The sequence below is a fragment of the Mycolicibacterium madagascariense genome (genome assembly GCF_010729665.1).
Classification (GTDB): Bacteria; Actinomycetota; Actinomycetes; order Mycobacteriales; family Mycobacteriaceae; genus Mycobacterium; species Mycobacterium madagascariense.
The window spans coordinates 4971514-4983385 of the sequence record NZ_AP022610.1 but is presented as its reverse complement, the minus strand read 5'-3'; the positions used below and the strand labels follow the sequence as shown (position 1 = coordinate 4983385).

At 71.4% G+C, this 11872-nt stretch carries 14 protein-coding genes and 1 tRNA gene; 3 read left to right on the top strand and 12 right to left on the bottom strand.

What is annotated here, in order from left to right:
- Positions 1–24: 24 nt before the first annotated feature.
- The 4 genes from G6N60_RS28180 to G6N60_RS23585 form a co-directional block, all read right to left on the bottom strand.
- On the bottom strand, positions 25–189 hold the full coding sequence (locus tag G6N60_RS28180; protein WP_170312574.1) for a hypothetical protein: 165 nt from the start codon (positions 187–189) through the stop codon (positions 25–27).
- Positions 190–235: 46 nt separating this feature from the next.
- Positions 236–583, bottom strand: coding sequence for an intersectin-EH binding protein Ibp1 (locus tag G6N60_RS23595; protein ID WP_163744448.1), 348 nt, complete (start codon positions 581–583; stop codon positions 236–238).
- A gap of 116 nt (positions 584–699) precedes the next feature.
- Positions 700–1056, bottom strand: coding sequence for an intersectin-EH binding protein Ibp1 (locus G6N60_RS23590; RefSeq protein ID WP_163741785.1), 357 nt, complete (start codon positions 1054–1056; stop codon positions 700–702).
- A gap of 75 nt (positions 1057–1131) precedes the next feature.
- Positions 1132–1476 carry an intersectin-EH binding protein Ibp1 gene (locus G6N60_RS23585; RefSeq protein ID WP_163741784.1) on the bottom strand — a complete coding sequence of 115 codons (345 nt, stop codon included), beginning with the start codon at positions 1474–1476 and terminating at the stop codon, positions 1132–1134.
- Between the two features lie 228 nt (positions 1477–1704).
- Here G6N60_RS23585 and G6N60_RS23580 point away from each other — a divergent pair, with 228 nt between their 5' ends.
- The gene (locus G6N60_RS23580; RefSeq protein WP_163741781.1) at positions 1705–2544 is read left to right on the top strand and encodes an SDR family oxidoreductase; all 840 of its coding nucleotides are present in this window, start codon (positions 1705–1707) and stop codon (positions 2542–2544) included.
- Between the two features lie 21 nt (positions 2545–2565).
- Here G6N60_RS23580 and G6N60_RS23575 read toward each other — a convergent pair whose 3' ends face one another.
- The 6 genes from G6N60_RS23575 to G6N60_RS23550 all read right to left on the bottom strand — a co-directional run bounded on the left by G6N60_RS23575 (position 2566) and on the right by G6N60_RS23550 (position 9105).
- Positions 2566–3684, bottom strand: a complete 1119-nt coding sequence (locus G6N60_RS23575; RefSeq protein ID WP_163741779.1) for an XdhC family protein — start codon at positions 3682–3684, stop codon at positions 2566–2568.
- Positions 3685–3738: 54 nt separating this feature from the next.
- Positions 3739–4218, bottom strand: coding sequence for a hypothetical protein (locus G6N60_RS23570; RefSeq protein ID WP_246240981.1), 480 nt, complete (start codon positions 4216–4218; stop codon positions 3739–3741).
- A gap of 10 nt (positions 4219–4228) precedes the next feature.
- Positions 4229–6394 (bottom strand): glycoside hydrolase family 183 protein, encoded by a 2166-nt coding sequence (locus G6N60_RS23565; protein WP_163741777.1) that lies wholly within the window; start codon positions 6392–6394, stop codon positions 4229–4231.
- A 98-nt stretch (positions 6395–6492) separates the two neighbouring features.
- Positions 6493–6852 carry a hypothetical protein gene (locus G6N60_RS23560; RefSeq protein WP_163741775.1) on the bottom strand — a complete coding sequence of 120 codons (360 nt, stop codon included), beginning with the start codon at positions 6850–6852 and terminating at the stop codon, positions 6493–6495.
- A 70-nt stretch (positions 6853–6922) separates the two neighbouring features.
- Positions 6923–8410 carry a sensor histidine kinase gene (locus tag G6N60_RS23555; protein ID WP_163741772.1) on the bottom strand — a complete coding sequence of 496 codons (1488 nt, stop codon included), beginning with the start codon at positions 8408–8410 and terminating at the stop codon, positions 6923–6925.
- A complete protein-coding gene (locus G6N60_RS23550; RefSeq protein WP_163741770.1) occupies positions 8407–9105 on the bottom strand; it encodes a response regulator transcription factor in 699 nt (232 codons plus the stop codon). Before G6N60_RS23550 ends, G6N60_RS23555 begins: the two co-directional genes overlap by 4 nt.
- A 120-nt stretch (positions 9106–9225) precedes the next feature.
- On the opposite strand from G6N60_RS23550, the gene G6N60_RS28325 reads away from it, so the two are divergent.
- The gene (locus tag G6N60_RS28325) at positions 9226–10053 is read left to right on the top strand and encodes a hypothetical protein (protein ID WP_179969734.1); all 828 of its coding nucleotides are present in this window, start codon (positions 9226–9228) and stop codon (positions 10051–10053) included.
- Positions 10054–10111: 58 nt separating this feature from the next.
- Here the strand turns inward: G6N60_RS28325 and G6N60_RS23540 are convergent.
- Both G6N60_RS23540 and G6N60_RS23535 read right to left on the bottom strand, forming a co-directional pair.
- Positions 10112–10186: transfer RNA gene (locus G6N60_RS23540), tRNA-Thr, on the bottom strand.
- Positions 10187–10207: 21 nt separating this feature from the next.
- Complete coding sequence (locus G6N60_RS23535; RefSeq protein WP_163741768.1) at positions 10208–11023, bottom strand: hypothetical protein; 816 nt, start codon at positions 11021–11023, stop codon at positions 10208–10210.
- Between the two features lie 121 nt (positions 11024–11144).
- Between G6N60_RS23535 and G6N60_RS23530 the strand changes: the two genes are divergently transcribed.
- On the top strand, positions 11145–11864 hold the full coding sequence (locus G6N60_RS23530) for a response regulator transcription factor (RefSeq protein WP_163741766.1): 720 nt from the start codon (positions 11145–11147) through the stop codon (positions 11862–11864).
- Positions 11865–11872: the final 8 nt, after the last annotated feature.

Genomic DNA, 11872 nt, shown 5'->3' with positions numbered 1-11872 from the left:
TGGTTGGCCTTCCTCCGGATTCACCTATGCCTCGAGTTTCGCCGGTCCGATGCCGAGCATCGACAGGAAGACCCGGCATTCGTCGGCGTCGGTCGCGTAGGCGGCGACGACGCGCCGCGCCTGACGGGCCGTGCTGTCGGCGAGTGGTTCGACGTCGCCGATTTCGGCGGGATCTGGTTTGGCAGCCATGGCATCAACTCTAGGCGACTCGTCGAATCGCCTGGTCCGATCGCCGCTACTGGCCGTCGATGCTCGTTGGGGGCTGCTGGAACTGCGGCGCGTCCTCCTGCAGTCCGATGCACTTGCCGGTGTCGCCACCCGTGCACGGCACGCCGTCGACCGCCGACAGCGAACCACCCGGGATCGGGTCGACCGCCGAGCCGCCGCCCGCGGGCGAACTCGGCGCGGTGTGGGGCAGGCAGGCGCCCGAGTAGAGGTCCTCCTCCTCGCCCGGCTGGCACGACGTCACGGCGCCCGCGATCGCCGGCGTCGACAGCGCGACCACCGCCGGTCCGCCCGCGAGCACCAGCGCGAAGCCGCCGGCGAGGATCATGCGTCGTAGGGAGATGTCACAGTGCGCCATGGTCACGCTTTCTCGAGATCGCGGGAAGGTACGCCGATAATTGACGCCCCGTCCAGGGAATTCTAGGGACGTTGCAGGAAATCCGCACCAGATCGGCAGGTTGCCCGCTCAGCGGGTCAGTTCGTCGAGCCCGTGACGGTGGGACTCGACCCGATGGTCGACTCGGGCGCGACGTACTGCGGGGCGTCCTCGGCCAGCCCGATGCACGCGCCGGAGTCGCTGCCGGTGCACGGGACGCCGTCGACCTCGGGCACGTCGGGGTTGGCCGCGGTGGTCGTGAACGGCGCCGGCGAGTTGGGGACGGCGAACGGCACGCATTCGCCCGTGTATGCGTCGGCGTCCTCGCCGACCGCGCAGTCGGCCAGCGGCGCGGATGGGGCGGCGAGCGCCGAGATAGCAGGCCCGGCGGAGACGGCGAGCATGAATGCGCCGGCGATCAGGAGGCGGCGGACGGAAGATCCGGAGAGCGACATGCGGGGATCGTACGGAAGCTGGCAGCGCTCTGCGCAGATACCGCTAGTTCACTGGGTGCGTGTCGGAGCGAGCAGCTAGTCGGTGGAGCCGTGGACGGTGGGGCTGGACCCGATCGTCGAGTTGGGCGCCTGGTACTGCGGAGCGTTCTCGGACAGGCCGATGCACTGCCCGGAGTTGCCGCCCGTACACGGGATGCCGTCGACGGCGGGCAGCGAGGACGAGTTGGGCACGAGGTCCGGGGTGCAGACGTTGGTGTAGGTGTCGGCGGTCTCGCCGTTGACGCACGCCCCGAAGGTGGGCGCCGCGGGCGTCCCGGAGAACAGCGCGGCGGCGGGGGCGGCCGCGATCGCGACGGCGAAGCCGCCGGCGAGGAGCAGTCGTCGGGATGAGGTCTGTCGGGGTGTCGTCCGGGTAGTCATCGCCACGCCTTCCCTTGGGTGAGCCGTCACGGGCTGGTCCTTACACAGGTGACAATACGCTGATGAGCGCCGATGGCAGCGGTCTTCGCGCGAAGAAGTGGTGCGGTCGTACGGTTTCTGGGAGCTGACTTCGCGGCGGCTGTGACGGCGAGCCACCCTCGCTGGCCCCCCGAGGACCGCCGTGGTTCCATTACGAGAACGTGTTCTAGTTTTCCTCGAGGGGCAACGATGCATCTTTCGCTGGCGGATCGCACCATCATCGTCACCGGCGGTGGCAGCGGCATCGGCAAGGGCGTGGCCGCCGCGGTCGTCGCCTCCGGCGGTGACGTCATGCTGGTCGGCCGCAACGCCGACCGCCTCGCGGCCGCGCGCGACGAGATCGCGGCGCAGGCCCCCGACGGAGCCGGCGAGGTCCGCTACGAACCCGCCGACGTCACCCACGAGGACGAGGTGAGCGCCATGGTGGAGGCCGCCACGGCGTGGCACGGCAGGCTGAACGGCGTCGTGCACTGCGCGGGCGGATCCGAGACGATCGGCCCGATCACCCAGGTCGACTCCGAGGCGTGGCGCCGCACCGTCGACCTGAACGTCAACGGGAGCATGTACGTGCTCAAGCACAGCGCCAAGGAGATGGTGCGCACCGGCGGCGGTTCGTTCGTCGCCATCTCGTCGATCGCGTCGAGCAACACCCACCGCTGGTTCGGCGCCTACGGCGTCAGCAAGGCCGGCATCGATCACCTCGTGCAGCTGGGCGCCGACGAACTCGGGGCGTCCCGGGTGCGGGTCAACTCCATCCGCCCCGGTCTCATCCGCACCGATCTCGTGGCGCTGGTGCTGGATTCACCCGAGCTCAGCGAGGACTACCGCATCAACACCCCGCTGCCGCGGGTTGGCGAGGTCACCGACGTCGCGGCCGCCGCGGTGTTCCTCCTCAGCGACGCGGCGAGCTGGATCACCGGGCAGGTCATCAACGTCGACGGCGGCCAGCAACTGCGCCGGGGACCGGACTACTCCTCGATGCTCGAACCGGTGTTCGGCGCCGACGGCCTGCGCGGCGTGACGGGCTGACCGACCCGACCCGACCCGCCGTCACCCGCGGTGGATGCGCGTGTCCACCTCGGCCAGCGGACGGCCGCCACCGCCCCAGCGTTTGGCGATGATCTCGGCGACGATCGACACCGCCGTCTCCTCCGGGGTGCGAGCGCCGAGATCGAGTCCGATGGGACTGGCCAGCCGACTCATCTGCGCGTCGGTCAGCCCCTCCAGCCGCAGCCGGTCGAGCCGGTCGACGTGGGTCTTGCGCGATCCCATCGCGCCGACGTACCCGACCTGCGGCAGGCGCAGCGCCACCGACAGCACCGGCACGTCGAACTTGGGATCGTGGGTCAGCACGCAGATCACGGTGCGCGCGTCGATGGCGCCCATGGCCTGCTGGGCGGCGAGGTAGCGGTCGGGCCAGTCGACGACGATCTCGTCGGCGGTGGGGAAGCGGGCCTGCGTCGTGAAGACCGGCCGGGCGTCGCACACCGTGACCCGGTAGCCGAGCAGCGCGGCCTGCCGGGTGAGCGCGGCGGCGAAGTCGATGGCGCCGAAGACGATCATCCGCGGCGGGGGTGCGTAGCTCGCGACGAAGACCGCCATCCCGTCGCCCTGACGCTCGCCATCGGGACCGTAGGTGAGCACCGTGGTCCGGCCCGCGGCCAGCAGTCCGCGGGCGTCGTCGACGACGGCGTCGTCGGCCCTGCGCGAGCCCAGCGAACCCGCGGCGGCGGTCTCGTCGAGGACGATCCGGCGCCCGACGCGGTCGGCGTCGGGATGTCCGATCACCGTGGCCGTCGCCGTCGGTCGGCCCGCGGCGATGGCTTGCGCCACCGCGTCCAGCTCGGGGAACGTGCGTCGGGAGACGGGTTCGGCGAAGACGTCGATGATGCCGCCGCAGGTGAGCCCGACGGCGAACGCATCGTCGTCGGTGATGCCGTAGCGCTGCAGCTGCGGCGTTCCGGTCTGCACCACGTCGTTGGCCAGCTCGTACACCGCGGCCTCGACGCAGCCGCCGGACACCGAGCCCGCCACCGAACCGCTGGGGGAGACCACCATCGCCGCGCCCGCCGTGCGAGGGGCGGATTCGATCGTGCGCACGACGGTGGCCAGGCCGGCGGTCCCTCCGGCCCGCCACACCGAGAGCAGCTCGTCGAGCACGTCGCGCACGTAGTCGAGTCTAGGTGCGTCGACCGATCGGGGCTCGGGCCCGAGCGGTGGGACCTAGTCGGCGCGCTGCCACAGACAGTCGCCGCTCATCTCGATGGTGAAGAGCACCGGCACCACGTCGAACGACAGCGGCTGACCGGCCGCGGCCCGGTCGACCCGTGGCGGACCCACCGTCGGACTTCCCGGGATGACGGCAGATTGCGTTGCACTGCAAGCACTTTCGGGACTCAACGGGGTGGCGGTCCAGACACCCGAGAGGAGGTTGGGGTTGGGCCTGCCCTGGCCGTGCAGCGTCATCGACGGGCCGTAGCTCGCCCACTTCGCGCTGATCGGGTAGGGATCGGTGACCGGTTCCCATCGTCCGTCGGCGCATCCGAGGGGCGCCTTGGCGCCGACGGGCCACGTCAGCGCACCGTCGACGTCGGCGGCGCACGGTGCGTCGGGGGCCGGCGGCAGGGGGTCGGCGCGGGCCGCCCCGGACGGCGACGCCAGCAGCGCGGCCACCGCAGCGCCAATCACCAACGAGCACTTCACGATTCGCCGCCTACACCTTGGTCAGATCGGTCTTCATCAGCATGACGTTGTACTCCGAGTACAGCGACAGGTTCCAGTACAGGTCGGTGCCCGTGCCCATCGTGGACGGGGACCACGGGTGCATCATCGGGGCGTAGATGCCGCCGGACTGCTGTGCCATCAGGACCTTCGCCGCCGACCAGGTGCCCTGCGGGGTGTCCGACGTCCGCATGACGATGTTGTTGAACTGATCGCCGTAGAGGACCACGTACTTGTTCAGCAGCTTGTTGTACTGCACCGACATCTCGCTGACCTGGGTGCCCGGCGTCGCGACACCGCAGGCGCCGCTGCTCTGGCCGAACATCGCCGACGCCTTCGCGGGCTGGTTCTTGTACCAGCCCGCCTTGACGGCGCCGATGCCGAACCAGCCGCCCGCCGAGCCCTTGTTGTAGTACTCGTACTTGGTCGTGTCGAGGATGTCCTTCTCCGCGACGCGGGACACGTAGGCCGCGCCCTGGCGGCCGTTCGGCGTGCCGTAGCTGTAGACGTAGCCGTCGCCGGGCCGGACGAAGGCGCCCTGCTGGAACTTGGCGTTGCCGCTGAAGGGATCGTTGTAGCGGACCGACGACGGTGCGACGGTCCAGTTCTCGCCGTTGTCGGTCGAGTACGCGATCGCCGAGTAGTTCGTCGTCCACGTGCCGGGGGCGCCCCAGTTCGTCACCGACATGAAGTTCAGGTACTGGGTGACGCCGAACTGGGTGCCCGGCGTGGGGATCGAGACGCCCGCCGTCGGGATCAGCGTGATGCCGGCGGGCAAGCCATCGGGGTGGATGATCTGGCGGGCGGTGGTGGGGCTGCTCAGCGGGGTACCGCCAAACATGTTGCCGTTGAACCACTCTCCGTTGGGGATGGTCTCCCCGTCGGACAGATCGGTGTCGGCGCTGCGCAGCAGCACGTTGAAGCGCCAGTTGCCGGTCATGTTCGGGCCGCTGAACGTGTCGCCGAACGCCATCAGCACCTGGTGCTCGTCGTACGGCGTGCTCGGATCGTCGACCATCCCGTTGTCCCACGTGACGCCGACGTCGGTGCCGTCGATCCCGAAACGGCTCAACGTGTTCGCGATCAGCGGGTTGCCGGTCTGGTAGTTGCCGGTGAGCCACTGGACGAACTGCGTCGATGGGCTCAACTGCGCGCCCGGCAGCGGGAAGCCGGGCAGGTTGACCGCCGCCTGCGCCAGGGCGGTCGTCGCAGCGGCCAGCGTCAGCGTCGGCGCCGACACCTGGGTGGTCCGGCCGGTCACCGCGGTGACGAAGTCGTCGAACTCGCGCCGCGCGAAGGCCAGTAGCGACCACGCCAGCGGCGGGGCGGGCGGCGCGGCGGGCCCCGACCCGAGGAGCGGGCCCAGCGCCCAACCCACGACCGTGGACACGACGCCGCGCACGACCTCGAGCGGGGTCGGCAGCGCGACCCTCGGTGCCGGCGCGGGGGTGAGGACGACGGCGGCCGTCGGTATCGAGATCGACTGGGCGACGGCCACGTCGGCGGCGGCCGCGGACTGGGCCGCAATCGTGTTCTGCACCTTGGGGGTTGGCGAGGGCGACGCCGCGGTGGTCTTCGTTGCGGTGACTGCGGGGGTGGTGACCGCGGGGGTGGTGGCCGCCGGCGTGGTGGCGGTCGGGTGGGTGGTCTTCGACTCGGCTGCCTTCGTGGGCGTGGGCGTGGGCGTCGGCTCGTGGGTGGGGTCTGGGGTGGCGCTGGGCGCCGCTCCCGACGTCCCCGTCGTGCTTTGCGCGCTGACCACGACGCCGTCGCCGACGGTCGTGGAGGTGGTGCTCGACGCGGGTGCATTGGTCGACGAGGTGGGCGCCGGGGTGGACTCGCCTGGCGTGGATGCGGGCTTGGTGGTCGGCTCGGACTTGGTGGTCGGCTCGGACTTGGTGGTCGGCTCGGGCTTGCTGGTCGACTCGGCGGGGGTGCTCGCGGCCTGGCCCGTGCCCGACGCCGAGGCGTCCGCCCCCGTGGTCTTCGCGTCCGAGCCGGCCGAGGTGCCGGCCTTCGAGTCCGACGTGCTCGAGCTGGCCGAGGGGCTCGACGCGGAATCCGCGACGGCCACCCCGGATCCCGTCGCGATCGCGGTTCCCACGCCCAGCGCGACGGCCAGGGTCCCCACTCGACCGATGTACGCGGACGCTCCCATGCAGGGCCCTTCTGACGGTGGAACGGGGTCGACACGCCCCACTCGCAGCTTTCGCCACACGTGCCCCGCGCGTTACCGGGCGACGCCTGGCTGAACCGTCAGTCGAGTGCGCGAAGGGCCTCATCGTAGAGCGCGTAAGCCTCCGGGAGGCCGTTATTGACCCACGCGTCGACGATGCCCACCCGGTCGGCCACCAGCTGGATCTGGGTGACCCACTGCTGGAACGTCGCGTCCTCCCGGAGCGCGTCGAGCTGCTCGGTGCTGCCCTGGATCAGGATGAAGCCGCCGAGTTCGGTGCTCTGCGGGCGCAGGATCGCGGCGTCGTGGCGTTCGATCCGTCCGTCGCGGCGCAGCTCGTCGAGATAACCCGTGGTCGAGGTCTTGAGCAGCTCCAGCGCCCGACGCTCGCGCCCGCGGGTGGGGATGCCCCAGACGATCCAGAATCCAGCCTCCGCCACGGCGCCCCCTTCGCTCCGGGGGAGTGTAGCGGTCCGACGGGACGGACCAGCGAGAGCCGATGTCGGCGGGTCAGCGTGCGGTCGGCGTCCCCTCGAGCGGAAGCGACAACCGGAACCGGGCGCCCGAGCCGTGCGCGACGCAGACGAGGTCGCCGCCGTGGGCGCGGGCCAGCGCGCGGGCGATCGGCAGACCGAGCCCGGCGCCGCCGCCGTCGCGCGCCCGCGCCTCGTCGAGGCGGACCAGTCGCTCGAAGATCCGCGACCGCTGACCCTCGGGCACGCCGGGTCCGGTGTCGGTGACGGTCACCTCGGCGCGCCCGGCGGCGGATTGCACGTCGACGTCGATGGTGCCGCCGGCGGGGGTGTGGCGGCGGGCGTTGTCGAGCACGTTGGCGAGGATCTGCGCGATCCGGCTCGGATCCGCCGTGATCGTCAGCGACGGGACGCCGACGCGTCGCACGGTGATCGCGGGCGCCAGCATCGCGCTGCGATCGCGTTCGGCCTCGGCCAGCGCGACGAGGTCGCACCGCTGCAGGTCCAGGGGGAGCCCCGCGTCGATGCGGCTGAGGTCCAGCATGTCGCCGACGAGCCGGCCGGCCTGGCGGGCTTCGGTGAGCACCAGTTCGGCGCGATGCCGCTGGGCGGCGGCCTCCTCGTCGTCGCGTTGGCTGGCCGCCTGCACGATCAGCTCGGCGCCGGCCTGTATGCCCGCGATCGGGGTGCGCAGCTCGTGCGCGGCGTCGGCGAGGAAGGCCCGCGTCGCGGATTCGGCCTTGGCGGCGGTGTCGGCGGCCGTCCTGGCGCGGCTCTCCGAGGACTCCAGGGCGTCGAGCATGGTGTCGAAAGCCGTTGCGGCGCGGCCTAATTCGGTGCTCGGACGGTCGGGGCGCACGCGACGTCCGCGGTCTCCGCCGGTGATGGACTCCGCGACGCCGGTGAGCCTGTGCAGGGGCACCATCGCGCCGCGGACCACCAGCGCCACCCCGATCGCCGCGATCACCAGCACGGCGAGACCCGAGGCGACCAGGATGATGCGAAGCTGCTGCAGCAGTTTCGTCGTCGACGTGGTGTCGGCCACCAGGATCACCTTCCCGCCGCCGGGCAGGGGACGGATCGTGGCCGTTGCGCTCGCGTCGGGAGGCGGTGGCGGCGGCCGCGGGGGACCAGGTCCGCCGGGTTCGGGTCCGCCGGGTTCGGGTCCCCCGGGCTCCGGTGGCGGGGGTGGTGGGGGCAGCGGCGCGACGGCGCCGTCGGTGAGATCCGTTGACACGGACTGATCCCCGTAGGTGCTGCCGTCCGGGGCGACGAGCAGGGCCCTGATGCCGCCGCCGTTGAGTTCGGCCGCGACCTGCGCCGGCGGGGTCCCCGCGGTCACGAGGGCATTGGCCCGGGCGACGCCCGCCATCATCCGGTCGTGCATGTCGCGACGGGCCTGGGCGCCGATCAGGAGGTCGATCACGACGCCCAGCAACACCAAGAGCACCGCCAGCAGGACGAGGGCGCCGAGGATCACGCGTCGCCGCAGTGACGGCGTGGGTGTCGGTGTGCCCGTGGTCACGGGCGGGCTGCCTGCAGGCGGTAGCCGATGCCCCGGGCAGTGTGCACGATTCGGGGGCCGTGGGCCTCCAATTTCCTTCTGAGACTGCTGATGTGGACGTGCACCAGGTTGTCGTCGTAGGAGGCGTATCCCCACACCGCGTTGAGGATCTGGTTCGCACTGACGGTGCGGCCGCGCTGGTCGAGCAGGAAGTCGAGCAGCCGCAGCTCGGTCGCGGTCAGGTCGAGTCGCGCGCCCGCCCGCGCGGCAACCCCGGCGCCCCTGTCCACGACGAGGTCGCCGACCTGAATGGTGGCGGGCAGCCGGCCGCGGCGGCGCAGGACCGCGCCGACCCGGGAGACCAGCTCCGACATCTCGAAGGGCTTGACGACGTAGTCGTCGGCGCCGCCGTCGAGCCCGCGCAGGCGGTCGGGCAGGCCGTCGCGTGCGGTGAGCATGATGACGCCCACCTCACCCCAGCTGCGCACCACGTCCATGAGGGCGAAGCCGTCACGCCCGGGCAGCATGACATCGAGGACGACCAGATCGGGGCGGTGTCCGTCCAGCGTCTCCTCGAGCCCGTCGCCGTCGACGCGCCCAATGCAGACGTACCCCGCGGCGCCGAGGGCCTCCACGACCATCTCGCGAATCGCATCGGAGTCCTCGACGACGAGGACGCGGGCCGTACGGCGATCGTCGTCGGAGGTGGCGGCCATGCACCCATTCTGACGTGGCCCTCCTGAACTCAGTCTGAAGATGTGGCGGGCTTCAGGTTGGCTTCACCCTCCGTCATTAGCGTCGCGGCCATCGGCACACGAAGAGAATGGGAGTCGCTGATGAGCAATGACGAAGCAGCACATGATGTTTCGAGTGAGAGGGAGGGCGACGAAGCCCCCACCGCCCAGTTGTACGGAACCGCAGAACCGGCGCAGGCCCGCGAGCCGGAGGTGGAGCCGGAGCGGCGACGCGGTCGGTGGGAGTCGGTCACCGCGCCCGCCCGCCAACACCCGGTCGGGGTGGCGGTCGGGTCTGCGCTCGTCGGTCTGGTGGTCGGCCTGTTCGGCGGCTGGGCGGTCGACGCGCACCCGATGATGTCGTTGACGGTCGGCACCGCGGCCGTCGACCAGCCGGACCCCGGGTTCGGCCCCGGATACGGGCCCCAGGGTCCGCCACCGCCGCCGGGAGCGCACCAGCCCGGTTTCGGCGGCCCGGGTGGACCCCACGGACCCGGCGGACCTGGCGGACCCGGTTTCGGCGGGCCGGGTGGGCCCGGTGGACCCGGTGGGCCGGGTGGGCCCGGTGGACCGCCGCCACCTCCGTCCGGTGGACCCGGATTCGGCGGACCCGGGGGACCCGGAGTTGGTGGACCCGGCGGACCGGGTGGGCCCGGCGGGCCGCCGCCTCCCCCGCCCGGTCAAGGACCCGGCGGCCCCGGCGGACCCGGTCAGGGCCCCGGTCAAGGCCCCGGTCAGGGACCTGGCGGACCCGGTCAAGGACCCGGCGGACCCGGGGCAGGCGAGCAAGCCCCGCCGCCACCGCCGTCGGGCGGGTCGGCCCCGGCCGCGCCGGGAGATTCTTCCGCGCGCCCGCCGGCCAACCCCAACCCGGGTGACACCTCGCAATTGCCGCCGCTGCCCGCCGAGCGTGGCGGGTCGCAGCGCTAGAGAAGAGGTATCGGGCATGCGTCGGCGTAGCGCGCCAGCGCATGCCCGTGCTCGGAGGTGGAGCCCCCTGTCGGGATTGAACCGACGACCTACGCTTTACAAGAGCGTTGCTCTACCGCTGAGCTAAGGAGGCACTGGTAGGGATCGTATCGGGTCATTCGTCGGTGTCCACGATCCGCTGCGAGGTCACCGGCCGGGGCGTGGGGCGACGTGTGCGAGACCGCGGCAGGGGAATGCGGCCCGCGATGTTGCTCAACGGGTTGACCACCTGACTGAGCGTGATGACGGCCTCGTGCAGGGCGTCGATCGTCGGCGCCAGGGCCTCCAGTCCGGGAGCGAGCCGGTTGAGGGTGTCGGCAACGTCGGCGAGTTTCAGCAGCGGCCCCTGCTCGGCGGTCAGGGTGTCGAGCAGACCGCCCTCGGAGAGCAGCTTGTCGGCAACGCCGTCCTCGCGGAGCACGCGTTCGATGAGCCCGTCGTTGGCGAGGAGTTGATCGGCCAGGCCGCCGGGCGCAATGAGTCGGGAGATCGCGCCGTCGTCGGTGGTGAGCCGGTCGGCGAGGCCACCCTCCGAGGTCAGCTGATCGATCAGTCCGCCGGGGGCGACGGCACGGGCGACGGGTCCGTTCTCCGCCGTCAGCCGGTCGAGCAGTCCGCCCTCGGCGGTGAGCTGATCGACGATGCCGCCCGGGCGGAGCAACCGGTTGATGGGGCCGTCGGGGGCCAGCGCGCGCCCGAGCGGGGCGTCGTCGTCCATGAGGTGGGCCAGTCGATTGGCGCGCTCCACCGCCTCTTCGAGGCCGAGCATCTGGGCGAACGAGGACCGCCCGGTGGGGACCGTGCCGTCGCCGATTCCGCGCTGGACGACGTGCAGCGTCTCCCCGGCGATCCCGAGGCCCACGTCGGCAACGGCCAGCCCGATGCGGACCGGCGCGGTGACCGCGTCGACGAGCGCTCTGCCGAGGTTCATGGCGCTCAGTCTATGGCGGGGCTCACAGCAATCGGCGAGAAGATAGCCACGGGAGTGACTCACAGGAAGCTCACAGTCCCCCCGCAGCGTCAATGGACAGAAATTGGAGGACATTGATGGCATGGCCATGGCTGCAAGCACGGAATCGGTCCCAGAAGCGCGCGTGCTCGTCGTCGACGACGAAACGAACATCGTCGAGCTGCTCTCGGTGAGCCTGAAGTTCCAGGGCTTCGAGGTGCACACCGCGTCGAGCGGGCCTGCCGCACTGGACAAGGCGCGCGAGGTCCGCCCCGATGCCGTGATCCTCGACGTCATGATGCCGGGCATGGACGGCTTCGGCGTGCTGCGTCGGCTGCGCGCCGACGGCATCGACTCGCCTGCGCTGTTCCTCACCGCGCGCGACTCGCTGCAGGACAAGATCGCCGGCCTCACGCTCGGCGGCGACGACTACGTCACCAAGCCGTTCAGCCTCGAAGAGGTGGTGGCGCGGCTGCGCGTCATCCTGCGGCGGTCCGGCCGCGGCGTGGAGGAGCCCCGCAGTGCGCGGCTGACCTTCGCCGACATCGAACTCGACGAGGACACCCACGAGGTGTGGAAGGCCGGCGAACCCGTGTCGCTGTCGCCGACCGAGTTCACCCTGCTGCGGTACTTCATCATCAACGCGGGCACGGTGCTGTCCAAGCCGAAGATCCTCGACCACGTCTGGCGCTACGACTTCGGGGGCGACGTCAACGTCGTCGAGTCCTACGTGTCGTACCTTCGCCGCAAGATCGACACCGGCGAGAAGCGGCTGCTGCACACGCTGCGCGGGGTGGGCTACGTGCTGCGCGAGCCGCGCTAAGCACCCTG